The sequence below is a fragment of the Acidimicrobiales bacterium genome (genome assembly GCA_040219085.1).
In the GTDB taxonomy this organism is placed as follows: Bacteria; Actinomycetota; Acidimicrobiia; order Acidimicrobiales; family JAVJTC01; genus JAVJTC01.
The window spans coordinates 31826-57176 of record JAVJTC010000029.1; the positions used below are offsets into that span (position 1 = coordinate 31826).

At 68.2% G+C, this 25351-nt stretch carries 24 protein-coding genes; 6 read left to right on the forward strand and 18 right to left on the reverse strand.

The window, feature by feature from the left end:
* Positions 1 to 89 precede the first annotated feature (89 nt).
* Both RIE08_12350 and RIE08_12355 read left to right on the forward strand, forming a co-directional pair.
* Positions 90 to 1169 (forward strand): hypothetical protein, encoded by a 1080-nt coding sequence (locus tag RIE08_12350; protein ID MEQ8718392.1) that lies wholly within the window; start codon positions 90 to 92, stop codon positions 1167 to 1169.
* A 42-nt stretch (positions 1170 to 1211) separates the two neighbouring features.
* Positions 1212 to 1979 carry a hypothetical protein gene (locus RIE08_12355; protein ID MEQ8718393.1) on the forward strand — a complete coding sequence of 256 codons (768 nt, stop codon included), beginning with the start codon at positions 1212 to 1214 and terminating at the stop codon, positions 1977 to 1979.
* A 9-nt stretch (positions 1980 to 1988) separates the two neighbouring features.
* On the opposite strand, the gene RIE08_12360 is transcribed toward RIE08_12355, so the two are convergent.
* The 4 genes from RIE08_12360 to RIE08_12375 are packed head-to-tail and all read right to left on the reverse strand — an operon-like array spanning position 1989 to position 5835.
* Positions 1989 to 2375, reverse strand: a complete 387-nt coding sequence (locus RIE08_12360) for an SCP2 sterol-binding domain-containing protein (GenBank protein ID MEQ8718394.1) — start codon at positions 2373 to 2375, stop codon at positions 1989 to 1991.
* Between the two features lies 1 nt (position 2376).
* Positions 2377 to 3273 (reverse strand): mycothiol conjugate amidase Mca, encoded by an 897-nt coding sequence (mca, locus tag RIE08_12365; protein MEQ8718395.1) that lies wholly within the window; start codon positions 3271 to 3273, stop codon positions 2377 to 2379.
* Between the two features lie 59 nt (positions 3274 to 3332).
* Complete coding sequence (locus RIE08_12370; protein ID MEQ8718396.1) at positions 3333 to 4568, reverse strand: PhoU domain-containing protein; 1236 nt, start codon at positions 4566 to 4568, stop codon at positions 3333 to 3335.
* A gap of 19 nt (positions 4569 to 4587) precedes the next feature.
* On the reverse strand, positions 4588 to 5835 hold the full coding sequence (locus RIE08_12375) for a magnesium transporter (protein ID MEQ8718397.1): 1248 nt from the start codon (positions 5833 to 5835) through the stop codon (positions 4588 to 4590).
* 74 nt (positions 5836 to 5909) lie between these two features.
* Between RIE08_12375 and RIE08_12380 the strand changes: the two genes are divergently transcribed.
* Positions 5910 to 6494, forward strand: a complete 585-nt coding sequence (locus RIE08_12380; protein ID MEQ8718398.1) for a hypothetical protein — start codon at positions 5910 to 5912, stop codon at positions 6492 to 6494.
* 54 nt (positions 6495 to 6548) lie between these two features.
* Here the strand turns inward: RIE08_12380 and RIE08_12385 are convergent, their stop codons facing one another.
* From RIE08_12385 to RIE08_12395, 3 genes are all read right to left on the reverse strand, one after another.
* Positions 6549 to 7904 (reverse strand): ABC transporter substrate-binding protein, encoded by a 1356-nt coding sequence (locus RIE08_12385; GenBank protein MEQ8718399.1) that lies wholly within the window; start codon positions 7902 to 7904, stop codon positions 6549 to 6551.
* Between the two features lie 181 nt (positions 7905 to 8085).
* Positions 8086 to 8952 carry a hypothetical protein gene (locus tag RIE08_12390; GenBank protein MEQ8718400.1) on the reverse strand — a complete coding sequence of 289 codons (867 nt, stop codon included), beginning with the start codon at positions 8950 to 8952 and terminating at the stop codon, positions 8086 to 8088.
* A gap of 77 nt (positions 8953 to 9029) precedes the next feature.
* Positions 9030 to 9797, reverse strand: coding sequence for an enoyl-CoA hydratase-related protein (locus tag RIE08_12395; protein ID MEQ8718401.1), 768 nt, complete (start codon positions 9795 to 9797; stop codon positions 9030 to 9032).
* Between the two features lie 66 nt (positions 9798 to 9863).
* On the opposite strand from RIE08_12395, the gene RIE08_12400 reads away from it, so the two are divergent.
* Complete coding sequence (locus RIE08_12400; GenBank protein MEQ8718402.1) at positions 9864 to 11369, forward strand: AMP-binding protein; 1506 nt, start codon at positions 9864 to 9866, stop codon at positions 11367 to 11369.
* Between the two features lie 5 nt (positions 11370 to 11374).
* Here the strand turns inward: RIE08_12400 and RIE08_12405 are convergent, their stop codons facing one another.
* From RIE08_12405 to RIE08_12415, 3 genes are read right to left on the reverse strand one after another with little or no spacing between them, the layout of a single operon-like run.
* A complete protein-coding gene (locus RIE08_12405) occupies positions 11375 to 12241 on the reverse strand; it encodes a phytanoyl-CoA dioxygenase family protein (GenBank protein MEQ8718403.1) in 867 nt (288 codons plus the stop codon).
* Positions 12242 to 12254: 13 nt separating this feature from the next.
* Positions 12255 to 12557, reverse strand: coding sequence for a hypothetical protein (locus tag RIE08_12410; GenBank protein MEQ8718404.1), 303 nt, complete (start codon positions 12555 to 12557; stop codon positions 12255 to 12257).
* On the reverse strand, positions 12554 to 13879 hold the full coding sequence (locus tag RIE08_12415; GenBank protein MEQ8718405.1) for an acyclic terpene utilization AtuA family protein: 1326 nt from the start codon (positions 13877 to 13879) through the stop codon (positions 12554 to 12556). The genes RIE08_12410 and RIE08_12415 overlap by 4 nt, the downstream gene beginning before the upstream one ends.
* 79 nt (positions 13880 to 13958) lie before the next feature.
* Here RIE08_12415 and RIE08_12420 point away from each other — a divergent pair, with 79 nt between their 5' ends.
* Positions 13959 to 14969, forward strand: coding sequence for an LLM class flavin-dependent oxidoreductase (locus tag RIE08_12420; protein MEQ8718406.1), 1011 nt, complete (start codon positions 13959 to 13961; stop codon positions 14967 to 14969).
* A gap of 305 nt (positions 14970 to 15274) precedes the next feature.
* Here RIE08_12420 and RIE08_12425 read toward each other — a convergent pair whose 3' ends face one another.
* The 8 genes from RIE08_12425 to RIE08_12460 are packed head-to-tail and all read right to left on the reverse strand — an operon-like array spanning position 15275 to position 24353.
* The gene (locus tag RIE08_12425; protein ID MEQ8718407.1) at positions 15275 to 17596 is read right to left on the reverse strand and encodes a xanthine dehydrogenase family protein molybdopterin-binding subunit; all 2322 of its coding nucleotides are present in this window, start codon (positions 17594 to 17596) and stop codon (positions 15275 to 15277) included.
* Entirely contained in the window at positions 17593 to 18087 is a 495-nt protein-coding gene (locus RIE08_12430) for a (2Fe-2S)-binding protein (GenBank protein ID MEQ8718408.1), read from the reverse strand. The genes RIE08_12425 and RIE08_12430 overlap by 4 nt, the downstream gene beginning before the upstream one ends.
* Positions 18084 to 18959 carry a xanthine dehydrogenase family protein subunit M gene (locus RIE08_12435; protein ID MEQ8718409.1) on the reverse strand — a complete coding sequence of 292 codons (876 nt, stop codon included), beginning with the start codon at positions 18957 to 18959 and terminating at the stop codon, positions 18084 to 18086. Before RIE08_12435 ends, RIE08_12430 begins: the two co-directional genes overlap by 4 nt.
* On the reverse strand, positions 18956 to 19477 hold the full coding sequence (locus RIE08_12440; protein MEQ8718410.1) for a pyridoxamine 5'-phosphate oxidase family protein: 522 nt from the start codon (positions 19475 to 19477) through the stop codon (positions 18956 to 18958). Before RIE08_12440 ends, RIE08_12435 begins: the two co-directional genes overlap by 4 nt.
* An 11-nt stretch (positions 19478 to 19488) precedes the next feature.
* Positions 19489 to 20631, reverse strand: a complete 1143-nt coding sequence (locus tag RIE08_12445) for an acyl-CoA dehydrogenase family protein (protein MEQ8718411.1) — start codon at positions 20629 to 20631, stop codon at positions 19489 to 19491.
* Positions 20631 to 21860: a CoA transferase gene (locus RIE08_12450; protein MEQ8718412.1), complete on the reverse strand. Its 1230-nt coding sequence runs from the start codon at positions 21858 to 21860 to the stop codon at positions 20631 to 20633. Before RIE08_12450 ends, RIE08_12445 begins: the two co-directional genes overlap by 1 nt.
* The gene (locus RIE08_12455) at positions 21857 to 23110 is read right to left on the reverse strand and encodes an amidohydrolase family protein (protein ID MEQ8718413.1); all 1254 of its coding nucleotides are present in this window, start codon (positions 23108 to 23110) and stop codon (positions 21857 to 21859) included. Before RIE08_12455 ends, RIE08_12450 begins: the two co-directional genes overlap by 4 nt.
* A 43-nt stretch (positions 23111 to 23153) precedes the next feature.
* Entirely contained in the window at positions 23154 to 24353 is a 1200-nt protein-coding gene (locus tag RIE08_12460; protein ID MEQ8718414.1) for a CaiB/BaiF CoA-transferase family protein, read from the reverse strand.
* A gap of 196 nt (positions 24354 to 24549) precedes the next feature.
* Here RIE08_12460 and RIE08_12465 point away from each other — a divergent pair, with 196 nt between their 5' ends.
* Complete coding sequence (locus RIE08_12465) at positions 24550 to 25335, forward strand: FCD domain-containing protein (GenBank protein MEQ8718415.1); 786 nt, start codon at positions 24550 to 24552, stop codon at positions 25333 to 25335.
* Positions 25336 to 25351 lie beyond the last annotated feature (16 nt).

A 25351-nucleotide genomic window follows, 5' to 3' on the forward strand; every position in this document is an offset into this window, starting at 1 on the left:
CGCGCGGGACTTTGTCCCATTGCGGCTCAGGCCTCGCAAGCGGATGATCTGGACAGAAGTCCAGCGCGTTCACGAGGAGGGAGTGCCCCATGTCCCGTCGCCTGGCGTGCATGTGGGTGGTCGTCGCTCTCGGCGCCGGTCTCGTCATCGCACCGTTCGCCTTCGAGATGTTCGATCGGGCCCCCGGCGGCGGAGAGATGATCGACGAGTTCGCGCCCTACATGACCGTCGACGAGGTGGCGAAGTTCCGCGGCTACCTCGACGAGATCGATGCCGCTGAGGCCGAGTCGGTCGACGGTCTGCGCTCCGACCTCGAACGCTGGGAGGCTCTGGACGCGGCTGAGCAGCGCGAGAACCTGGCGGCTCTCGTCACCTTCAACGAGACGTGGCCGGCGATCGACGACGACATGACCGACCTCGTCGACCGGATGGAACGGAACCTCGACAACTACGACGCCGTCGTGGCGCTCCCACCGTTCAAAATGTTCCCCTGGTTCTTCCTCGCGCCGGGCGTCCTTCTGATCGGGACCGCGGGCGTGGTCCTCATCCGTCGGCGACACGACAGCGCAACTCGACTTCTCGTCGCCACGATCGGCGTGGTCGGTCTCGGCCTGGTAGCTGCGCCCTTCGCCTTTCAGATGTTCGAACGCGCGCCACTCGGCGCGGAGATGATCGACGACTTCGGCCCGATGATGACACCCGAGCGGGTGTCCGGGGTGCAGGGCCACTTCGTGACCATGGGAGCTGCAGAGGGCCAACTCCGGGTCGTCGCCCTACCCCTGGCCGAGGAAGCCGGCGGCATCGACGCCGCTCAGCGGTATCCGAGCATCGTCCAGATGTCACAGGACTGGCCGACGATCGTGAACGACTTCTCGCCGATGATCGCGACCATGAACGACAACATCACCGAGTTCGAAGGCGTCGAGGCCCTACCCCCGTTCTCGCTCTTCCCGTGGTTCTTCGTCATCCCCGGTGTCGTGACGGTGATCCTCGCATCGGTCGCCCTCGCACCGAGAGACAACCACGTGGACATGTCCCCGTCCGGACCCGCCATACCGGCATCCACCGCCGAAGGGTCCGAGCCCCGATCCTCGGAGATCGCCGACTCGGGCGCCCCGTCGATGGCCGGCGGGGGTACCCCGGCCCGAGGCACTCCAGACCGCCGGTAGCCCGGCACGAGATCTCACCAGCCCTCCACCAAGGATCCTGAAATGACATCCTCACGATCGGTTCGATTCCTGCTCGCCCTACTTGCCGTGTTCTCGTTGGTCGCGGCCGCGTGTGGAGGTGACGACGACGACGCCTCTGATGGCGCCGACGACACCGGAACCACGACCACCACCGCGACCCCCGACGATGCGACGCCTGAGCCCACCGCAGAGCCTCCCGCAGGTTTCGAAGGCGACCTGACCGGCACCTTCACAATCACAGCCGGTACCTGCGACGCCACGGGCGTGTCCGGGTCGTGGTTCCGCATGGTCCAGCCTCAGGGCTCGCTCCTGGACGGTCCCTTCATCGAGAATTTCGACAGCGCCTGCGACGACTCGACCTACTCGCTTCTGACCCCGGGTACTGATGGCGGCCTCACGACGGGAGCGCACCAACCTGCTCCCGATCCTGCCTTCGACGAGCGTGGGAACGGTCTCGCCGCGGCAATTGTGGCCCCGGTCACCTTCTTCGGCGTCGACTTCGCCGTCGGCACCGACCCAACGCTGGACCCGGTGACCTTGACCGCGACCGACGGGTCTCTCACGGGCTCGACCGGTGCCTTCACCGCCTACTACGGCGGAATGGCATTCAATCAGGGCGCCCCGGCGGCGACCCCCTCCGACAGCGGCATCACGACCGACCCTTCGGGAACGATCGACCCCGAAACGGGCGAGTTCGTCCTCGAGTGGACGAGCGGGATCGAGGGTGGAGCCTTCGGCGGTTTCACCGGAGTCTGGCACCTCGAGGGGGTGTTCACCCCCGCGGGTTGAGCCGACGACTCAGTCGGTCAGAGCGGCGATCCCGTCGACGAGATCGCCGACGGGTTCGGACGAGAGCCAGGCCCGCTGCTCGAAAATGAACGTCTCGTACGCGCCGTCGACTTTGAGGCGCCCCTGCATGAAGGCGAGGTCAGCGGCGAGTTCGCCCCGCAACACCCGCTCGAAGTCGGGCCACTTCGCCTCCACCGTGACATCAGGCGCATCGGCCTTACCCGTGTCGGCGGCAGTGGGCGTCCCGTCGGCGAGTGTCGCCCACCAACGGACCTTTCCGTCGGGAGATCCCGCCACCTCGAACTGCACCGTCAGCGACGGTCCGTCGCCGAGATCGTGGCCTCCGGCAGCCGCCAGGCATGCCTCCAACCACTCGGGTGTGCCGATCGACGCCATGTCAGCGGGTGAGAACGGCCTCGACCGCCGCGAGCGGCTCGAGACCTCCGATGCCTGCGAAGAGGTCGTCTTCGGGTGTCGTCGTGGGAACGCGGCTGTCGGCGAGGATGTAGTCGTCGAACGGGTACACGCCCCGGGCGACGTCGTCGGGTAGACCGAACCAGAACGGCGAGGCGGGATCCACCTGGGTCGCATGGGCGCGCAGCGCACCCACGCGACGGTCATACCACGGGCCGATCTCCACCCGCGTCGTGATGCGGTGGTCGTCCCACTCACGCTCGAACCAGTCGTCGTCGTAGGGCGATTCGAGACCCAGCTCGCCGAACTTCTGGTGTGTCGCCACCACCCGGGTCTTCGACCACGTGGTGAAGTAGAGCTTGCTCGGCGTCCAGGGCTCGCCGGCCTCCGGATAGGCCTCCGGGTCGCCGGCCTTCTCCCAGGCAGGGGCGGTGACGTCGTACACCCGCAGATGGTCGGGATGCAGGTAGCCCAGCTGGTTGTCGCTGTAGGTGACGATCACGTGCGGGCGCTCTGCACGGATGATGCGGACCAGGCGACCCACCGCCTCGTCGATGTCAGCATTGGCGAAGGCGTCGCTGCGGGCGTTGGCCTCGCTGTCGGGCATGCCCGAGTCGCGGTAGCCGAGGAGGTGGGTTGCGTCGTAGCCGATGATCCGCGTCGCCTCGGCGAGCTCGCGACGCCGCACCTCGACCAGATCCGCTCGTATCTCAGGGCGGTCCAGGGCGGGATTGAGGATGTCACCCTCCTCGCCTCCGGTGCAGCACACGAGGACAGCGCGTGCACCCTGATCGGTGTAGCGGGCGACGGTGGCGGACCCCTTCGAGGCCTCGTCATCGGGATGGGCGTGGATCGTCATCAGACAGGGACGGTCGGCCATTACACGAACGCTATCGGCCGACGCACCGGCCTCGTCAGATCGAGTAGCCGGTCACGCCCTCAGGCCGGTACATCGGCCGCGGGGACGAGGACGTGCTCACCCGTCTCCTCATCGCGCTCGAACACCCATCCGAACAGATGGGCCAACGCCTCACGCCCTTCCTCCGGCCCGCTGGCGATCACCTCGTCGCCCGCTTCGAGAGCACGGCCGCCGCGTGGCCTGTAGGCGTACCGCTCACCGGCACGGATGGCGAGCACCGTGAAGCCCGGCTCGATGTTGAGGGCGAGCTCCGCCAGGGTCGCCCCCTCGGCGGTGGAGCCGACGCAGACCTCGACCATCATCACCACCTCGTCGGAGTCGCCCAGGGCGATCTCGAGGATCGGATGGATCTCCTCGCCCTCCGCGATGAGCCAGACCATCTGCTTGGCCTGATCACCGATGTCCTCGGCCGCATTGGCCAGGTGAAGCAGTCCCCGCAGGGGTGAAGGATCGATCGCCTCCGATGCCGCCCGCAGGACCCATAGTTCGAGGCGGTCGTTCATCTGGTCGAGACGGCTCTCGAGGTGCTCGACCTCGGCGGCGAGACCCCGATCGCCGAGCACGAGCGCCGAGTAGGCGAGCCCCACGGCCACCTCCGAGAGGTTCTTCATCTCGACGAGGACGTCGACGGCCCGATCCAGGTCGGACAGCCACGGGTCCTCGGGCGGTTCGGCGGGCTGCCACGGGTCCGCCGCGGCAAGCTCGCGGAGGCGCACGATCCCCTCCGGTGCGCCCCGTAGGAACAGGGCGTCTCCCGAGACGAGGATGACGTCGCCGTCGATGTCGGTGATCCAGTCACGGTCACGCTTCACGGCGACGATGCGCATGCCGGTCTGCACCGGCAACTCGAGCGCCGAGATAGGCATGTTGGCCATGTGCGAGCCTTCTCGCACGAGAACCCGGTGCGAGACCTCCTCTGCTCCGGAGAGATCGGCCACCAGTTCGGCGGGAATCCCGATCTCGTGCGTGACGATACGGGCGATGTCGACCGCGTCGTTGGCGATGCGCTCGACCGCGGAGACGACCTGCAGGACCGACGACATGCCGTCCGCGTCACGGGGATGGCGCACCGCCATCACACAGATGGCGCGCATGTCGTGGACGAGCTCGTTCATGTCCTCCTCGAGCTCGCCGACCTCCTCGGCCATGTCGGGGTCGCCGAAGAAGAGCGCCGCGTAGGCGAGGTCCACCATCAGCTCCGAGCGGTCCTTCGCCTCGGAGAGCATCGTGCGGAGATTGCGTGGTCTGTCGTCCATCAGGTCCCTGTGAGGTTAGTCATGGCAGCACGTCGAAGGCTTCGAGCGCGAATACGAGCGTGAATGCACCGACGAGATCGAGAGTCGACGTCACCAGCGGGATCCCGTAAGTGTCGGGATCGAGGTTGAACCGGACCGCGAACATCGTCCCGTAGTAGGCGACCACCATCACGACGACGGTCGCGACGAGTCCGCCGACGAGAGTCACCGCCAGGAGGTCGGCGAGGCCCGGCCCGCTGAGATCGGTGAGTTGCCCCGCGCCCGAGGACAACAACGCGACCAGCAGGTAGACGGGCAGGGCCAGAAGCAAGGTGGTCCGCAGATCCACCCGTGCACCGCGATCGGGGACGGCGCCCGCCCTGGTGAGGCCCAGGTGGAGTTTCGAGGAGAGCCGACTGGACAAGATCCCGCCCAGAGCGCCGGCCGCCGCCAGGTACCCGGGTAGCAGCACGAGCAGCACCGGCAGTGCGGCGAGATCCTCGCGCTGCTTCTCGACGGTCACCCCGGCGACCAGGTCCAGAACGATCGCCACCGCGAGAACGGGGATCGACTCACGCATGATCTGGTGGATCGACGGGCGACGCAGCCGGAGCGTGACGACCAGCCCGACGACGGTGATCGCACCGAGCAGCGCAGCCAAAGTGGGTGCGAGACCGCTGTGGTTCACCAGTGGCACGGCGACGAGCAGCGCCGGAAGGGTGATCGCGTCGCCAGCCGCGGTGACGAGCGGGGCCGTCACATTGTCGGGATTCCAGCCGAAACGAACCGAGCCCGCAGCCAGCCCCAGAGCGATGACGACGACGAACAGCGACGCAAGCAGACCCCCGACCACGCTGATGACGGCGAACTCGTCGATCGAGATCGAACTCTCGACGTTGAAACCGACTGCGGTGGCCTTGGCGAGGATCGCGAGCACGAACGACAGCAGCAGCGTGAGGACCATCGACGCGATGACGTTCTCACCCACGACGGTTCCCGGGCGCAGCGAGAGCCGGTAGGTGCCGGCATGGATCGCCGTGCCGAGTCGCGAACCGAGCGCACCGAAGATGTTGCCCCGCAACGCGATGGCGGCTGGGACCATCAACAGGAGTCCGGGGAGCTCCTCGAGTTCTCCGGTGCTCTGCCCGAGGACGACCCCGGCGACCACGGCGGTGACAGCCAGGAGCCCGAGCGCGACGAAGCTCTCCGTCGCCTCCGAACCGCCGAGGCGTTCGGAGAGACTGCGCGCCTCGGCGCGATCGTCGTCATGTCGTCGCAGTCGTGCCATGGGGGATCGGCCGACCAGTGTGTCGCATCGGCCGCGCCGCCCCGCGCACGGCACCGCCTCCTACCCTCCCGGGGGTGAGGTCGATCCGTCCCGTCGTGGTCACATGCGCCGTGGTGATCATGATGGCGACCTCATGTGGGACCTCAGGGCGCGAGCTGACCACACCGGACGGGACCGTGACGCCGGTTCCGACGGTCGGCGTCGTTGCGAACCTCGCGGACGGCCCCGGCGGGATGGCGATCCGCGGGGTCGCCTTCCAACCCGGCGACGTCGTCGACCCGGGGCTTACCGGCGTCGACGGCGAGCCACCGGACATCGTGTGGACACACATTCCGGCCGGGACCGCCGAGTTGGCCCTCATCGCCCGCGACGCCGACGCCGCGCCTGATGAGCGGGTGCGCTGGGCGGTGGCGGGGCTGCCCCCGAGGAGCGCCGGCATTCGCACAGGAGCGCTCCCCGCCGGGGCGTTCGAGGTGGAGCGTCCGGATGGCGTCACCACCTGGGCGGGTGTGTCGACAACCGGCCACCGGGTGCAGTTCGTGTTGTGCGCCCTGCCGGGACCCGTACCGGCCGACATCGACGTGGCCGGGCTCCAGGACCGGTGCGACACGAACCCGATCGGTGTCGCCTCGGTCGCCGTCATCGTCGGTGGGAGCTGAGCCTGGCCGCCGGCACCATCGGGTGCGGCGACCAGGCTCAGTCGACCAGGTGGCTCAGTACTCGATGCCGTACTCGCCGTCGAGTGCGTCCGAGTAGAACTCGAAGGGGTGCGCCGGCACGAGACCCTCGGAGTCCGGCGATGCGGTGAACGCCGCCGCGCACGGGCTGTGCTGGCTGTTGGTCCAGTCGATAGGACACGTCAGACCCTGGGGGTCGAACGTACCGTGAAGGGCATCGGTCAGCCCGGCGCGTGTGAGCTCGCCGGTCGCGTCGACCGCACGGGTCGCCGCCTCTTCGAAGACCATCGCGGCGACCCAGCCCTGAGTGAAGATGATGTCCTTGAGGGCGTCGGTGTGACCGGCCAGCTCGGCACAGCGTGCCATCTCCGCGGACTGGGGGCTCTCGACGGTGGGCGGCAGGAACGAGTGGGCGCCGTAGACCTGGTCCACGACGTCAGCAGGACCTTCACTGAAGACCGTCGGGATGGCCACACCCTGATTGCCCACGACGGGGAGCTCGGTGAGACCCGCGTCGGACATGCCCTGGAGAGCGACGAGTGCCGAAGCCGCGGAACCGTGGAGGGTGACGTAGTTGACGCCCTCCTCGTCGACGAGCTGCTGCAGTTCGAGCATCTGGGCGGTCACCTCGGTGGCGCCCGGTGCCATGAAGAGCGCCTTCGTGTACGTACCGCCGCGCTCCTCGACCTCCTGTTGGATGTAGGCCTGATACTCCTGACCCGATGGCACCTCGAGGCTGATGCCTGCGACGACGGCGTCTTCCACGCTGCCGAGGTCCGCGGCGATCTGCACCATCGCCATGTCGGCCATGTCGCCGTAGTGCGCAAGGGTGTTGAAGAATTGCGGGCTGGAGACCTGGATATCGATGGTCTGCAGGATCCCGATCACCGGCAGGTTCAGCTCCTCGACCTGGGGTGTGAGCTGCGTCGCGATATGCGAGCCGTTGAGCCCGAAGAGGGCGAGCACGTGGTCGTCCCCGGTGAGCTTGGCGAAGTTCACCGTTGCGGCCTCAGCGGAATACTGGTCGTCCTCGGCCAGGTACTCGATCTGGCGGCCGAACAGGCCCCCACGCTCGTTGAGGCACGTGAAATAGGAATCGGTGCCGGAGTTCGCCGACACCTGTGACGACGCCGTCGGGCCGGTGAGATCGCCCATCCAACCGACGGTGATCGTGTCATCGGTCACGCCCTCGTCGGGGTTGGACGGCACCTCCATCGCGCCGTCGTCGCCGCCGTCATCTGAGGCCGCACTGTCGTCGGACGCCCCACCGTCGTCGGACGCCCCACCGTCGTCACCGCCCGCCGACGTGTCGTCATCGTCACCACACGCTGCGGCGAGCATCGCCAACACCGCCAGCAACGCCAGCATCCTCAGGACTGATTTCTTCCTCATGGTTCCCCCTATGACAGCGCCGATCGCGTCGGTCTGTTCGATTCATACGACTAGATCCAGGTTATTGTAGCGAAGGCTCGGGTTCGACGCCGTACGCAACGTCAGCGCCCCTTCCAGCCCGGAGAGCACCTCGAAGCGATCACCTGGTTCACCCTCGTCGAGCGCCCCGGTCGAGCGTTGCTCAGCCACCACAGTCGACCGAGACGGAGCCCTCGACAGGCGAGAAGTCCAACGCGTTCGACCACCCGCCGGAGATGCCGAATGACATCTGGTCGGCGGAGACCACGGCATCCGCGGCGGCAGGCGACGTGAGCGTGACGGCGTACTGGCGGATCTCGTCGCCGATGAACTGCACGAAGCCCGAACCCGTCGTCGGATCACCCAGTGTGAAGACCTCCAGTGTCACCGTTGGGCCACCGTCCTCGCCGAACGCCTCGAAGGAGTAGTCGGCGCCCTGGATCCGACATTCGCCCTGCGCGGTCTGGGTCTCGCCGTCGAAGGTGACGGTCGCGACCCCGGAGGACTCCACCGTCTCGGCGGCGTCCTGACGGTCGAAGGTCACGTCACGCATGCTCTGCTGCAACTCGAAAGCCCCCCGAGCGGCGTCGAGGTCGATCACCCGGCCGGCACCGTCGACAGCAGAGAGGCGGAAACCTCCTTCGCCGAGGCCTGACGTGATGTCGTCGAGGACCTCGTAGCCGTTCGCGTCGAGCCAGCTCAACACGGCCCCGCGATATCCGTCGGGAGCGGTGTCGCCGTCGAGTCGACCGAGAATCGTCTGGACACCGTCCTCGTCCACTGCGAGCTGGATACTCAGCCCCTCGGGTAGGGGGAAGCCCTCGGGGACCCAGCCCGGCGTGTCGAGATTCTCCCCCATGGTCCCCTCACCGTCGTCGAAGCCGAAGGAGACGCCTCCGTCGTTCTCATCGATCTCGATGTCGCCGTCAGACAGTGATCCGACGAGTTGTTCCTCCGGAGAGCCACCGCCGCAGGATGCGGCAAGGAGTGCAAAAAGGACGAGCAGTGCACAGACAACGCGGTAGGGCACGAATTACTCCTCGGGGAAGGGGTTGCTGATCGTGATCCTTTCTATCCCGCTTCGACGATGTCGAATCCCGCCGGGGTTCAACGCCCCTTGTAGACCGGTGGACGCTTCTCGAAGAAGGCGGCAACCGCCTCCTTGGAGTCCGCGGTGCCCGACATCACGTGCGTGAAGGACTGCTCCCGCTCGTAGCCGAGCTTCAGATCCATGTACTCGGTCTCGTTGAGAGCCTTCTTGGCGTAGCGCAGCGCGATCGGACTGTGCCGCGCGATCGCCGCGGCCCGTCGACGTGCCTCGTCCTCGAGTTCGTCGTCCGCCACGATCGCTGTGATGGCCCCGTAGGGCTCGAGTTGTGCGACCGGCACGGGTTCACCGCTGAAGAAGAGGCGGCGCACCACCATGTGGGGTGCGAGACGCGCCGCGTGACGCGCTCCTCCCATGACCCCGACGGTGATCTCCGGCAGACCGAACCGCGCCGTCTCGCTCGCGACGATGACGTCGGCCGACGCGGCGAGGCACAGTCCCGAGCCGATCGCCACGCCCCGCACCGCCGAGACGACCGGTACCGCGCAGTCGTACACCGCCCAGAACGCCTCGCGGACGTGCCACATCCGTTCCGGTGAGTTCTCGGGCGTCAACGTGGCGAACTCGTCGAGGTCGTTTCCGCCGCAGAAGTGCTTGCCCTCCCCGCGCAGGATCGCGACCACGACATCGCCGAAGTCGTCGATGTGGGCGAAGACCCGGTTGATCTCGTCGTACATCGGCTGGTTGATCGCGTTGACCGGCGGCCGGTTCAACACGACCTCGGCGATGCCGTCGTGAACGGTGACCTTCACGTAGTCCAGATCCATCGTTGCCTCTCCAGTCGGAATCGTGTGCAACCATACGCCCTGATATCGACACGAAGGGAGTCTGTGGTGCGCGTCATCGACCTTCTCGAACGCAACGCAGTTCTCCATGCGAATCGCACCGCCGTCGCCGTGGTCGACGGCGCGTCGTTGACCTACCGAGCCCTCGCCGACAGGGTCCGTCGCGTGGCCGGGGCAATGGCGTCCCGGGGCGTGGGGCGCGGCGATCGTGTCGTGTTGATGGCCGACAACGGCCTCACCTACTTCGACGTCTATCTCGCTGTCGCACACCTCGGCGCCGCGGCGGTTCCCGTCAACACCCATCTCGCAGACCCCGAGATCGCCTACATCGTGGGCGACGCCGACCCGGTGCTCGCGATCGCCGATCACGACCACGCCGTAGCGCTCGGGCGCGCCGCCGACCCGACGCCGCTGATCGACACCTCCGGGCCGGAGTGGGCCGAAGCCCTCCGAGCACAACCATGGGACGGCGATATCGCCCACGAGGACGACGTGGCACTGGTGATCTACACCAGCGGGACCACGGGACGGCCCAAGGGCGTGTGCCTCACCCAACGCGGCCTGACCTTCAACGGGCTGACGATGGCCGTCGTGCAGGAGTTCCGGACCACCGACGTGTTCCTCTCCTCCACGCCGCTGTATCACGCTGCCACCGGCACGAGGATCACTTCGATGATGGTCGACGGCCAGACCCACGTCGTACTCCCCCGCTTCGATGTCGAGGACTGCCTGCGTGCAGTCGAGACGCACGGGGTCACCATCGCCGTGTGGGTCCCGGTGCAGCTACGTCGGATCCTCGACCATCCGGGACGCGCCGATCATGACCTCTCCAGCCTGCGCCTCATCGTCTACGGCGCCGCTCCGACGGAGACGCCGCTGATCGAACGGGCCCACCGCGACCTCGACGCCGGCCTCTACCAGGGGTACGGCCTCACCGAGGCCGTCACCAACCTCACGGCGTTCACCCCCGCCGACCACGACCATGCGATCGCACACGAACCGGGCCTGCTCGCCTCCTGTGGCCGTCCGGTTCCCGGCGTCGAGATGGAGATCCGTTCCGAGGCCGGCGAGACACTCCCTGCCGGCGATGTGGGCGAGATCTGCGTCCGCACCGAGAAGGTCATGGCCGGCTACCGCAACCGCCCCGACGCGACGGCAGAGGCGATCGTCGACGGATGGCTCCGCACGGGCGACCTCGGCCGGATGGACGAGGCTGGCTACGTGTTCATCGTCGGGCGGGCCAAGGACATGTTGATCTCGGGCGGTGTGAACGTCTACCCGAGCGAGATCGAGGCCGTACTCCACGAGCACCCCGCCGTCGGCGAGGCGGCCGTCGTCGGCGTTCCCGACGCGACCTGGGGGGAGGCACCGGTCGCGTTCATCGTGGGTGCGCCCGGCGCCCATCTCGTGCTGGACGACATCCACGAGCACTGCGCGTCGTACCTCGCCCGGCTCAAGGTTCCCCGCGAGATACACGTGGTCGACGACCTCCCGCGCACGGCCACCGGCAAGGTCCGCAAGGTCGAACTACGGGCGAGCCTCGCCGGCCACTGACCCGGTCAGTCCCGCCCGATCGCGGCCCAGTCGACCAGGAACCGCTCGTCGTCGAAGGTGTCGTTCATCACCATTCCGGCGATGTTGTTGTCGGCATGGGGATGGGGACCACCGGTCCAGCGGGTATCCGCCGGAATGAAGATCATCGTCCAGCCCCGTCGTGGCGTGTCGGTCAGGTTCGGGCCGGCCCCGTGCAGGGTCAGCCCGTCGTGGACCGTGGCCTCGCCGGCGGCGAGGGGGACCGTGACGGGTTCGCCGACCAGGTCGCGGTCCTCGGGCCTCAGAGCGAAGTCCCAGGTGTGCTCGTCGCCCACGAGGTCGAAGCGTCCGAGCGGACCCAGCCGGTGCGAGCCGGGGACGAAGCGCATCGCTCCCATCTCGGCGGTCACGTCGGTGACGGCGAACCACACGGACATGAAGCCGCGCCGGTCGATGGGGTTGTAGGGGAGATCCTGGTGCCAGACGGATTCACGGGTCCCCTCGGCAGCCGTGGGCTTCGTGAACGTCTTGTCCCAGAAGACGCGCACGTCGTCGGCGCCGAGTAGCGAACGCGCAACGATGGCGTAGAGGGCGACGATCCGTTGGAGCTCAGGCCACCGGAGACGCAGGTCGATGCGGTTGGACCACATCTTCGTCATCTTCGGATCCCGCTGGTACGCGAACCGGTCGTCGTCGTCACCGGTTACGTCGCCCATGAGCTTCGACGTCCCGGTCTCCTCCTCGATGGCGTAGATCTCGCGCACCCGCGCAACTTCGTCGTCGGAGAGCAGTCTCGGTAGCCGGATCCACCCCTCGCGCCGGAACCGGGAGACGACGTCGGCGGTCACCGCCGAGCGGACCGTGGCGAGCGCATCGGCAGTCGTGTCTGTCATCGGTTGCTCCTGCTCAGACGTCGATGTCGAGGATCAGGTTCTGCATGGACTTGCCGTGCGGGTCGGCGCGCAGACTGATGGACACGCCACCGTCGAGAGCGCCGTACATCACGAAGTTCAACCCGCACGTTCCCGGGAGTTCGTAGCGAACGATGTCACCGGTGACGAGCGCCCCGTACTTCTCCCGGACCACATCGACGGTCAGCGCCGCTCGCAGTCGGTCGTAGTCGGCATCGTCGTAGGGGAAGACGCACACGTTGGAGATGTCGCCCTTGTCCCCCGAACGGCTGTACGCGATCTCACGGAGCTTGGTCATGCCTCGATCACCTCGGTACGGAGCTTGACATCATCTCGCGGCAGGAAGGCAGGCGTCACGCCGATCGCAGGCACGGTCCGGGTGAAGATGCCCCCTGCGCCGTTCGGTCCCATCCAGAGATGGTCGGCCTCCGCCGCGACGGCGTCGGCGGTCACCTTGTCGTGCGTACGGGCGGCGATGCGAAGACGAACCTCGACCGGCTCGCCGCCGGACATGCGGTCACCGAACAGCGAGTCCACGCCGATCAGGTCGGTGCGCAGGTCGTCGATCCCGGCCGCGAGGCTCTCGAGCCGGACACGGACCAGATCGGCTGCGGATCGGGCCCGTTCGATACAGCCGGGGCCGCCGAAGCTCGACTCGCTGATGACCTTGAACCCGAGGTCCACGCCGACGAGCACCTTCAACGTGTCCGGCCGGGGGTTGCCCGTGGCGCCCGAGACCCGCACTCGGTCGGGGCCGACCTGCTCGAGGGTGACCTGGGAGAAGTCGGCGCTGATGTCGGGAGTGAGGTAGGCAGCCGGGTCGTGGACCTCGTAGGCGAGCTGGGTCCGCTGGGTCCCGATGTCGACGGCACCGCCTGTCCCGTCGAGCTTGGTGATCACGGCCTCGCGTTCGTCGACGACCGCCATCGGGAACCCGAGGCGGGTGAGGTCGAGCTCGCGGTAGGGCGGATCGGTGTAGTTGCCGCCCGTCGAGTGTGTGCCGCACTCGAGGAGGTGGGCGACGACGGTGGCCCGGGCCACACGGTCCCAGTCGTCGAGAGCCCAGCCGAGCTTCCAGCAGATCGGGGCGACGAACAGCGACGGGTCCGCGATGCGACCCCCTAGGACGAACCTGGCCCCCTCCTCGAGGAGGTCGACGATGGGCTCCGCACCGATGTAGGCGTTGGCCGAGACGATCTTGTCCCGGATCGCCCTGGCAGACGTCCCGAGCTCGTCGAGCTCGAGGTCCTGGTCGAGAACGTGATCCAGTACGTCGTCGCCGTACACGACCCCGATCCGGATGCCCTCGAGGCCCGCCTTCCGGAGGCCGGCCGCCACGTCGTCGGCCGCGGCGGCGGGGTTGGCCGCGCCGAAGTTGCCGATCATCGTCCCACCTCGCGCCAGGAAGGGAGCGAAGGCCTCGGTGATCTCGGGGAGGAACGGGTCCTGACCAGTGGTCTCGTCGTTCAGGCGGCGGATCTGCGCCAGGGCGAGAGTCCGCTCCGCGAGGCGGTCGAAACACATGAAGTCGACCAGTCCACTGTCGGCCAACTCGACGGCCCAGTCGAGGCGGTCCGTGGCATAGGCCGATCCACAACCGATGGCGATGCTTTGCGACATCCTCTCCCCCCGTAAGCCGTGATGTGTCGCGATATTGTAGCGAATGTTTCGCATCAATTGCCGACCGGAGGGATCTTCGATGAGCGACGGGAACGGCCCGGGACTGGGGCTGCTGCTGACATCGGTTCATGACCGCTCGGTTCCGATCGAAGACCAGATCGCCGAGCATCACGAACTGATCGGTCTCGCCACCGACATCGGCTTCGGCCTGGTCTGCGCCGGCCAGCACTTCGCCGCACCGGCGCTGCGCTACATCCAACCCATCCCGTGGCTCGCTTCGCTGGCGACGATGTTTCCGACGCTGCGGGTGGCCACCGGGATCCTGCTGCTGCCGCTGCACCATCCACTCGCCGTCGCCGAGGAGGTCGCCACCCTCGACGGCATCAGTGGGGGGCGGGCGATCCTCGGTGTGGGCATCGGCTACGCACCGAAGGAGTTCGACGCCTTCGGTATCGACCGGAGCCGCCGCACGGACCGTTTCGAGGAGTCCATATCGGTCATCCGTGCCCTGTGGTCAGGCCAGCCCGTCACGCACCATGGGGAGTTCTTCCAACTCGATGAGGTCGAGACGTCAGTCCTCCCCGTCCAGGACTCCCTGCCGATCTGGATCGGCGCCCAGGCGGAGGCCTCGGTGCGGCGCGCCGGGCGACTCGCCGACGCGTGGTACGTGCCCCCTTTCCCGACGCACCGGGAGCTCTTCGACCTCTACGAGATGTACCTGGAGGAACGCGCCGCCCGCGGATTGTCAGGGCGATCCCCGATCCCCGTCCGGCGTGAGCTGTACCTCGCGGATTCGATGGCCGAGGCCCGTGAACTCGTCGCCGTCGGCGCGGCGTCGCGCTACGGGACCTATTCGTCGTGGGGGCTCGACCTCGATGATGGTCTCGGGGGCGACTCCTGGCTCGACACGCGTTTCGTGCTCGGCGACGGCCCTGCGGTCGTGGACCAGCTCGGTGAGATCGCGTCACGGGTGCCGATGTCGGACTTCGTCCTCAAGGTCCAGTGGCCCGGCCAGTCCCATGCGGACGCGATGGCGCTGCTCGAGCGCTTCGGCGCCGAGGTCGCCGGACCGCTCGGCTGGGGCCGCTGACCACGCCGGGCCCACTCGCCCCGCGCGGACGGCGCCGATCCGTCCTTGGACCGGTGAGATAGCTCGAGCGGCTAGGCACATGCCTCGCGCCAGTGTCATAGCGAAAATCCCCTTCCGTGCTTCGTCGCAGCAGGGGCCCCCGGTGAGGGCGTCCGGATGCGAACCACCCGTCCGCCGCGACTTTCGCTATGACGTTGGCGCGGCACAGGCCTGCGAACCCGACGCGAAGCGCCAGCGCACTGTTTCGCTATGACATTGGCGCGGCCCAAGCCTGCGAACCCGACGCGAAGCGCCAGCGCCGAGACTCAGGCGCCACCGGCGCTGTCGATCGCCGCCAGAACCTCCGAGGGGCCCATCGGGAGGCGGTCGATGTGGGCGCCGAGGGGGGCGATCGCGTCGTTGACGGCGTTGGCGACGCAGGCGATCGCACCGATCGTCCCGCCCTCACCGACGCCCTTGAAGCCGCCCTCTGACGCCGACGGGGACTCGATGTGGCCGATCTCGATCTCGGGCATCTCGGCTGCACCCGGCAGGACGTAGTCGAGGAAGGTGGACGCGAGCGGGTTCCCGTCCGGGTCGTAGGCCATGTTCTCGTACAGCGCGGTGCCGATCCCCTGGACCACACCACCGACGATCTGACCCTCGACCACGGTCGGGTTGATCATCGGGCCGCAGTCCTCGCTGACCACGTAGCGGTCGAAGGTGACCATCCCCGTCGCCGCGTCCACCTCGACCGTGCACATGTGACACGAGTTCGACAGCGTGAAGAGGCTGGGTGGCCGGTAGCGGTGGACGGCCTCCAGGCCGGGCTCGACGCCGGGTGGCAGACGGTCCGGAGCCAGGTAGGCGGCGGCGGCGATCTCGGCGAAACCGACCGACCGTGACGGCGTGCCGGCCACGAACGCCTCACTGCCGACGATCTCGATGTCGTCGGGCGACGCTTCGAGCAGGTGGGCAGCGATCTCCGCCACCTTCTCGCGAAGACGCTTGGATGCGCCGATGGCCGCTCCGCCGAAGATCACTGCGGTGCGACTCCCCGCTGTGCCCGACCCGTGCGGCGTGGCCGTGGTGTCGTGCTGGGAGTAGGTGACGTCGTCGATGTCGCACCCGAGGTACTCGGCGACCAACTGGCGCATCGTCGTGGCGGTGTTCTGACCGTGGTCCCCGGATCCCATCATGATCCGGACCTTGCCGGCGGCGTCGATGCGGATGTTGGCCTGCTCTGTGGCCAGCGCACCGAAGGCGATACCCGACGGCTCGATGTACGCGCTGATACCCAGCCCCAGGTGGCGCCCTTCCGAGAGGGCCGCAGCCTGTCGGACACGGAAGCCGTCGTAGTCCATCATCTCGGCCGCCTGGTCGAGCACCTCGGTGAGCGACACCCGGTCGATCGGCACACCACCGGGCATCGAGAACGGGAACTCGGCTGCGGTGACCGTGTTGCGACGCCGGAACTCGAGAGGGTCCATACCGATCGCCCGCGCGACGCGGTCGACCATCTGCTCGCGGGCGGTGGTCTCCATCAGCCACGGCCCGCGGTAGGCCGCCCGACCGACGGTGTTCGTATAGGCCGACGTCGACGAGAAGCCGAGATGGCCGATCCGATAGGGGCCGGTGATGAAGTTGGACATCGAACCCGACGCGCTCGCGTGACTGTTGATGGCGTAGGCCCCGACGTCCTCGACATGCCGGGCCTTCATCGCCACCATCGCGCCGTCATCGTCGACGGCGACCTCGAGGTCCACGATCTCGTTGCGGGCCTGGTTCGCCGCGATCAGGTTCTCGCGCCGGTCCTCGATCCACTTCACCGGACGGCCGAGAAGCTTGGCCGCAACGGCGACGCACGTCTCGTCGCGCGAGACGAACACCTTCTGGCCGAACCCTCCACCGACCTGGTCGGTGAGAACCCGGACCCGGTGATGGTCTATGCCGAGCACCCGGGCGAAGTGGGCGTGGTACTCGTGGGGATTCTGAGACGACACGTGGGCCGTGAACTCGCCCGTGCCCGGCTCCCACGATGCGACGAGGCCGCGCGGTTCCATCGGCACGTTCGTTCCGCGGGACTGCGCGAAGCGACCCGTGACCACCTGCGCCGCGCCGGCGAACGCGGCGTCAACGTCCGGGCCGCCGGTGTCGGGCATCGCCTGGGCGACATTCGTTCCCTTCTCGGGGTGGACCAGGTTCTCGGTGTCGGTCAGGGCCGCAACCGGATCGACGACTGCGGGCAGGGCCGCGACCTCGACGACGACCATCTCGGCGGCGTCCTCGGCGACGGCGCGACTCTCGGCGACCACGACCGCCACCGGTTCGCCGACGAAACGCACGTCGCCTTCGGCCAGCGCCCGCATCGGCGGCATGGGCGCGTTCGGCCCCATCAGCGTGGAGTGGATCGGCCCACAGACCGTGTTCAGGTCTGCGGCCAGGTACACCGCGAACACCCCGGGGACCGCCTGCGCGTCCTCGACGTCGATCGCCGTGATGGTCCCGCGCGCCACGTCGCTGCGGACGAATGCGGCGTGGGCCATCCCCGCGACGGTCACGTCGTCGACGTAGCGGCCATGACCCGTCACGAGCGGGCGGTGTTCGCGTCGGGCAACCGACTGCCCGACGTAGCGTCCGGCGGTCATGACGCACCCCCTTGGGCCTCGGCGAGTTCGGCGGCCGCCTGGCGCACCGCCGCGTAGATTCCGCCGTAGCCGGTACACCGACACAGGTTGCCCGACAGGGCCTCACGTATCTCCCGGTCGTCTGGTTCGGGGTTGTCACGCAGGAAGGCCGTGACCGAGACCACGAAGCCCGGCGTGCAGAACCCGCACTGGAGGCCGTAGCAGTCCTCGAACGCGCGCTGGACAGCCGTGGGCTCGCCAGGGGCCTCCGCGAGACCCTCGACGGTGGTGATCTCCGCGCCCTGCGCCTGGACCGCGAAGACGAGACAGGACCGCTGCGCAGCGCCGTCGACCAACACGGTGCACGCGCCGCAGGCGCCGTGTTCACACGCGAGATGGGTACCGGTGAGGCCGCACTCGCTCCGTAGGTAGTCGGCCAGGGTCAGCCGCGGCTCGATCGTCGCCGCCCTGTCCTCGCCGTTGACGGTCATCGTCACCGGGATCTCGTTCACGACCGGCCCCCTCTCGCCTCGTCACGTGCCGTGCCCAGCGCCCGCGCGACGATCGCCGCACCGGCCCTTCGCCGGTAGTCACCACTCGCGTGGACGTCGTCGTTGGGGTCGACCCCGGACAGGGCGAGTCGGCCGATCTCGCCGAGGTCGGCGTCGGGGCCCGTGCCTACGAGCGCCTCCTCGGCTGACGCGGCCCGGACCGGCGTGGGCCCCACCCCGAACAGCGCGATCGCCGCGTCGGTGACAACCCCTCCCCCGTCGACACTCACGGCACACGCGGTGCCGACGAGAGCGAAGTCCCCGTGGCGTCGGGCCACCTCGGAGACAGCGAAGCCCTGCAACTCGCTCCGTACGGGGAATCGCACGGCCGTCAGGATCTCGTTGTCCGCGAGAGAGGTCGTCCACATGGAGGTGAAGAAGTCGGCCGCGCGAACCTCACGGGCACCCTCCGGCCCGCCGACCTCCATGACGGCGTCGAGCGCCATAGCCACGGCTGGGAGCTCCGCAGCCGGGTCGGCGTGGGCGATCGACCCGCCGACCGTGCCCCGGTTGCGGATCTGGAAGTGACCGATGTGAGGCGCAGCGGCGGCAACGAGAGGAACCCGGTCGGCGATCATCGGGTCATGTTCGACGGCGGACTGGGTGGTCATCGCCCCGACCCTCACGTGGCCGTTCGCGGCTTCAACCCCTCGAAGGCCGTCGACCCGGTTCAGATCGACGAGGTGCCCGTAGCGCCCGAGGCGCAGGGCCATGATCGGAACGAGGCTCTGTCCGCCGGCGAGCACTTTGGCCTCGTCGCCGTGCTCGGTGAGCAGATCGACCGCCTCGGCGACCGTGCTCGGCGCGTGGTACCGAAACGGTGCAGCCTTCACGAACCCTCCGGCGGCGGCGTGGCCGCGGCCATCAGGTCACCGTCGTAGCGGATGTCGGACTCCGGGACGAACTCGATGATCACCCGCTCGGGGGTGTCGAGGAACTCGACGAACTGGTTCATCTTCGCCTGACCCCGCTCGCCGTGGAGGCGCTCGGCAAAGGCCGGGTAGAACCACCCCTTGATGTCGGCGTCGTCGTCGTGGATGATGACCCGCCCCTTGTAGGTGATCGTCTTCTTGGGACCCATGTCCGTCCCGACCGAGGTGATGACGAGGCTCGAACGCGGATCCCGCTTGAGGGCGGGAACCCTCTTGCGGGACCTGGTGGCACTCAGCCAGAAATGGCCGTCGCGCTCGAGATAGCTCATGATGACCGCCAGCGGATGACCCTCGCGGTTGTTCCAGGTCAGAGTGCACTCGGTCTGCTTGGCGATCATCTCACGCTCACGCTCGGGCGACAGCGTGTAGATGCTGACGTCGTCGTAGTTCTGCGCGTAGCCGGTCTCGGTCTCGGACACGGCGGCTCCTCTCAGTTCGGTTCGCGGGGCAGGCCGAGCAGGCGCTCACCGATGATGTTGCGCTGGATCTCGGCGGTGCCGCCGTAGATGGACGACGCCCGGGAGTACAAGAAGCCGTCCGTCCAGGGGTGCATCCCCCCTGACCATGCCACACCGGCCGGACCCAGGACCTTCTGGGCCACTGCGTGAACGGACTGGTCCGCCTTCGTCAGCAGCGCCTTGGTCATCGCTGCGGCCGGCCCCATGGACTCGCCTGATGCGAGCGCATCCACGACCCTGTCGATTTGGCGGTCGAGAACGTGCAGGTCGATCGCGGCCAGGGTGATCTCGTCACGCGTGAGCGGGTCCACGCCGCGCTCACGGGCGGCCGCATAGACCCCTTCGAGGGTGGCCCGCACGACGCTCGCGCGACGGACCGCGTAGGGCCCGCGCTCGCCGGCGAGCATCTCCATGGCGACACCCCAGCCGTCCGCCTCGCCTCCGACCATGTCCGCGTCGGGGATCCTCACGTCGGACAGGAACACCTCGGCGAACTCCGCCTCACCCGTCATCGTGCGCAGCGGACGCACCTCCACGCCCGGCGTGTCCACGTCCATGACGAACGCGGCGATGCCCCTGTGCCGGCTCTCGGCGGTCCCGGTCCGCGCGAGCAGCAGCGCCTTGTGGGAGTACTGCCCCCAGGTCGACCAGACCTTCTGACCGTTCACGACCCAGTCGTCGCCGTCGCGCACGGCCCGCGTCGCCAACGATGCCAGATCCGATCCGGCGTCGGGCTCGCTGAACAGCTGACACCAGACCTCATCGGCCCCCGGCATCGCAGGGAGCCATCTGTCGAGTTGTTCCTCCGATGCGAAACGGAACAGCGCAGGGGCCACAACCTCCAGGGCGATGAAGTTGATCGTCTCGGGCGCCCCGCCCAGGCCGAGCTCCTCGGACACGATCGCCGCTTCGACCGGGCCGAGTCCCCGGCCTCCGTAGCGCTCGGGCCACGAGACGACGGCGAGGCCGGCGGCGTGGAGCTTCTGTTCGTACGCGACGAGCGCCGCGAAGCGTTCATCGAGGTCCTCGGAGGCGACGACGGGTTCGATGCCGGCGAGAAACGCTCGCGTCTCGTCCACGAGCGCCCGCTGTTCGTCCGTGACGGCGCGACTCACTACGTGTCTCCCTGCGGCTCGGTGGCCTTTCCGGCCGCGATCATCGCATCGATCTCGTCGGTTCCGTAACCGAGCTCCCCGAGGACCTCACGGGTGTGCTGACCCAGCAGCGGCGGCGCGCCGGCAATCCGCCCGGGCGTGTCACGCAGGAAGATCACGGGCCCGAGCTGGGGGAACTCACCGGCGACGGGATGGTCGGTGGACTGGATGAGGCCCGACTGCACCACGTGGGGATGGTTCAGGATCTCCGAGAAGGTGTGGACCGGACCGAACAGCGCGCCGTGTTCACCGAAGGACTCCTGCCACTGCGCGGTTGTCCGGGTGATGAAGACCTCGTCGAGATGGGCGCTGAGCTCTGCTCGCCGCTGGACCCTCTGCTGGTTCGTGAGATAGCGCTCGTCGTCGGCGAGCTCCGGCTCACCGACGGCCCGGCAGAACTTCGGCCACCCCTCCCCGGCGCCCCACACGCCGGCCACGGCGTAGCCGTCGGCGGTCTTGAACGCCTGGTACGGGCAAACCACCGAGTGAGCGGAGCCGTAGCGCTTCGGGTCCTCGTGGTCGGTCCAGTAGGACGCGAGCCGTGTCGTCAGCGAAGACAGGAGCGCGAAGAGCATCGACACGTCGATCTTCTGACCGCGACCGGTCCGGTGGCGGGCGAGCAGGCCCAACATGACCGCCTGGGCCTGCACCATGGCGCCGGTGAAGTCGGCCACGGGGACGCCGACGAGGAGCGGCCCGCCGTCGGGTTCGCCGGTGACCGACATCACCCCTGACATCGCCTGCACAACCGGATCGGTCCCCGGGTACGGGGAGAGTGGACCCTCCCCGAAGGCGGACACGGACACGTAGATGAGACCCTCGTTCTCCGCGGAGAGCTCCTCGTAGCCGAAGCCGATCTCGTCGGCCACGCCGGGCTTGTAGTTCTCGACGAGGACATCGCACTCGCGTGCGAGGCGGCGTACGACGGCCTTGCCCTCATCGCTTCGCAGGTCGAGCGCGAGTGAGCGCTTCCCCCGGTTCCAGATCAGGAAGAGGGCACTCTCCCCGTTGACGAAGGCCGTTCCGGTGCTGCGGCTCGGCTCACCGCCGGGAAGCGACTCGACCTTGACGACATCTGCGCCGTAGTCGGCCAGGAACATCGTCCCGTAGGGCCCGGCCATGTGGCGTGTGAGGTCCAGTACGCGGACGCCGTCCAGCGGACCGGCCTGGTCGCCGCCCTCGGAGCTCATGCGATGCGCCGCTCGCCGCGACCCGGCACGTCCGATGCGAGGGGGCTGAGCGGTTCGGCCGCGAGGCGGTCCTTGTCCGCAGGGTCGATGACGCGGAACTGGGCTGCGATGTTGAGCGCCTGGATTCGGCGACGCTCGTCGTTTGGCACGCCGGCCATGGAACGGGCGAGCACCTCGCGCGAGTACGGCCAGTCGCTGACGCTGTGCGGGAAGTCCGACGCCCAGCAGATGTTGTCCACGCCGATCATGTGACGCAGCGCCAGCCCGGCGTGGTCCTCCTGGAACGAGAACGTGAAGTGGTCCCTCACGTACTCGATGGGGCGACGCTCGAGGTTGACCTTGGCCCAGAAGCGATGGCGGTCGAAACGGTCCTCCATCTGCTCGAGCCAGTAGGGGAGCCAGCCGATCCCCGTCTCCGCGAAGTGGAACCGGAGGTTCGGGTGTCGGTCCAGCGGTCCACCCAACATGAGCTGGAGAACGGTGACGATCGGCAGCGTCGGCAGCGGTAGGTCGCAGGTCAGGAGCCATGCGAAGAGGCCCAGATCTGCGCCGCCACCCATGTCCATCGCCTTCTCCTTGCGGAGACCGGGTAGGGGGTGGGACTTCTGCTTCTCGTCACCGCCGAAGTTGTGGTGGGCGACGATGCACACGTCGAGGTCGGCCGCGGCCGCCCAGAACGGCTCGTCCGCGTCGGTGAGAACAGGCTTCCCCGACGGGAACTGGAGCAACATCGCTCCCCGCAGACCCGGCAGCTCCGCGATCCGGTGGAGCTCTGCGACCGCGTCGTCGATACCGGTGAAGGGAATGATGCCGACGCCGAGGAGTCGTTCGATGTCATGCGAGCAGAACTCCGACGCCCACGAGTTGTAGGCGGTGGCGATGGCCACCTGGACGTCGCGATGGTCGCCGACCTTCTTCAGCGCCGTGGCGACGACCGAGGAGAACAGCACCTCGGCGTCGACACCATCGCGGTCCTGTTCGGCGAGACGTTGCTCTGGTCCACCGGCACCGGGCAGGTCGTCCGCGTAGGACTGCCCCCGCTCGATGAACTCCGTGTACTTCTTGCCGCCCGTGAGCTGGAGCCCGAGCGGTGCCGGCTCGCCGTCGCCGAGTTGCCAACCGTCGCCGCCGTCGGGCAACGCGACGATGCGCGGGGCGCGGTCGCGCAGATGCGCGGGGATCCGTTCGGCCCAGACCGGTGGCGCCTCGATGTGGGCGTCGGCGGAGATCACCTCGTAGTTGCGTGTCATCGTCGTCCTTTCCGGGGTGAGGTCTTCGGTCGCATCGCTGCGGTCATCGTGAGAGGTCTTCGCCGATGAGATCGGTGAGCCCGATCTCGGCGAGCAGGTCGTCGTTGTGCTGTCCGACGTCGGGCGGTGGGCCGAGAGGCGCAAGGCCAGGCTCCAACGCGCTGTCGAGGTCGGGGTCGAGACGCAGTGGCGACGCGGCGACGCGGACCTCGTCGCCGGCCGCGGTGGTCGTCGTGCGCAGAACGTCGTTTGCCGCCGCGTGGTCGCTCGACATCGCCTCCTCGAGGGTCAGCACCGGAGCGAAGGGGATGTCGGCCGCCAGTAGGGCCTCCCGCCACTCCCCCATCGTCCGCCTACGCATCGCCGCGGCGATCACGGGCATCTCGTCGTCGAAGCCGAACTCCATGGAGTGGGTCCAGTCGCCGCGGTCCCGCAGCTCGTCGGGCAGCTCGGCGAGATCGCAGAAGACGTCCCAGAACCGCTTCTCGACGGGGCACACGAGCACGGCCCTTCCATCCTCGGTGGCGTAGACGTTGTAGCGCGATCCCATGTCGCGGTACTCGGTCCACCCTTCGCCGATGTTGGCGAGGGTGTTGAGGTCCCGCCAGTTCCACCACATCGCCGACTGCCAGATCGAGGTGTGGACGAACTGGGGCCCGCCGCCACGGTCCCGGCGCACGACACCGGCGAGGACCCCCATGGCACCGAACATGCCGGCGAGAGTGGTCCCGGCCGAACGCCAGCCCAGCCGGGTGACGGGTTCACCCTCGTCCCAGTCGAGCTCCACACGGCCCGCATAGGCGTCCATGTTCTGGCCGTGGGCGCTGTAGTCCGCCCAGGGGCCCCGGAGTCCGTAGCCCGAGATGACGCAGTACACGAGCCGGTCGTTTGCCTTCAGCAGCGTCGGGAAGTCGAGACCCCGTTTCGCCGAGTCGCTCGGCCGGTTGCCGACGATCACCGCGTCGGCCCAGGCGACGGCGGCCTCGACGACGCCGGACCAGTGCGGCGAACGGGTGCTCACCGCGAGGCTGCGTGTCCCGGGGTTGAGCGCGAGGTGCATGTCGCTGACACCGGCGAGTTTCGGGTCGTTCCCCCGGTTTCCGTCGCCACGCACCGGGTGTTCGATCTTGATCACGTCGGCGCCGGCCTCGACGAGCAGATGGCTCGCCATCGGGCCCGAGAGGTGGGTGGAGAAGTCGACCACCCGCAGCGGTTCGGGGTTGCCCCCGGCGGGAGGCGTCACGGGTCCGTCACCGTGCCTGCTCCCCTGTTCCCGCGTCCCGTCACGACGACCCCCGTCCTGCGACATCAGCGCCGCACCAAATGTGTCGGTTCATAGTAATCAATTGAATCAGTGGGGTGCATCGCCCGGAGATCCGTCAAGCCCGTGGACGCGCTGCGTAGCCTCTGAACTGACACGACACGCACCGAGGTTCACAATGGAAGGCACCGCTGACGCCGTGACGGGCGACGAGACGACCCCACCGAGCCCGGACCGCCGGCGCCGCCGCACCGAGAAGACGGCGGAATGGGTCGCCCGCGAAATCCTCTCGGACATCGTCGACCGCGAGCTCGAACCCGGCTCGAAGCTCGCCCCCCAGGCTGAGATGCTCGAAGACTTCCAGGTCGGCCGTGCGTCCCTGCGCGAAGCCCTGCGGATCCTCGAGACCCACGGGCTGATCACGATCAAGCCGGGACCGGGTGGCGGGCCCGTCGTCTCCGGTGTGCACGGGGCCGACTTCGGTCGCATGGCGACGGTGTTCCTGCACGCGAGCGGGGCGACCTTCCGGGAGCTCGTCGCAGCCCGCCTCGTGATCGAACCCCTCATGGCCCGCCAGGCCGCCGAGCGTCAGAGCCGCGACGCCCCGCCCGAGCTCCATGAGGCGCTCCAACGCAGCCGCGAGGTGTCCGACGACGGGGACCGTGGCTACATCAGCGCCTCCACGTCGTTCCACGATGTCGTGACGAGCCATTCGGGCAACCGGGTCCTCGACCTCATCGCACGGGCGCTCAAGGAGATCTACGTCGAACGCATCCGCGAGATCGCGTACGAGCCGAGCGAGAGAGCGCGGATCCTCGAGGCCCACGAGGCCATCGCCGACGCGATCCTCGCCGGTGACGGCGACACGGCCGAGACGCTGATGCGCGAGCACATGGTCGAGTACGTCGAGGTGATCTCGGCGAAGTTCCCCGGCGTGATGGACGAGACCGTGGAGTGGCGCTGAGGCAGCGGGCGAGTCG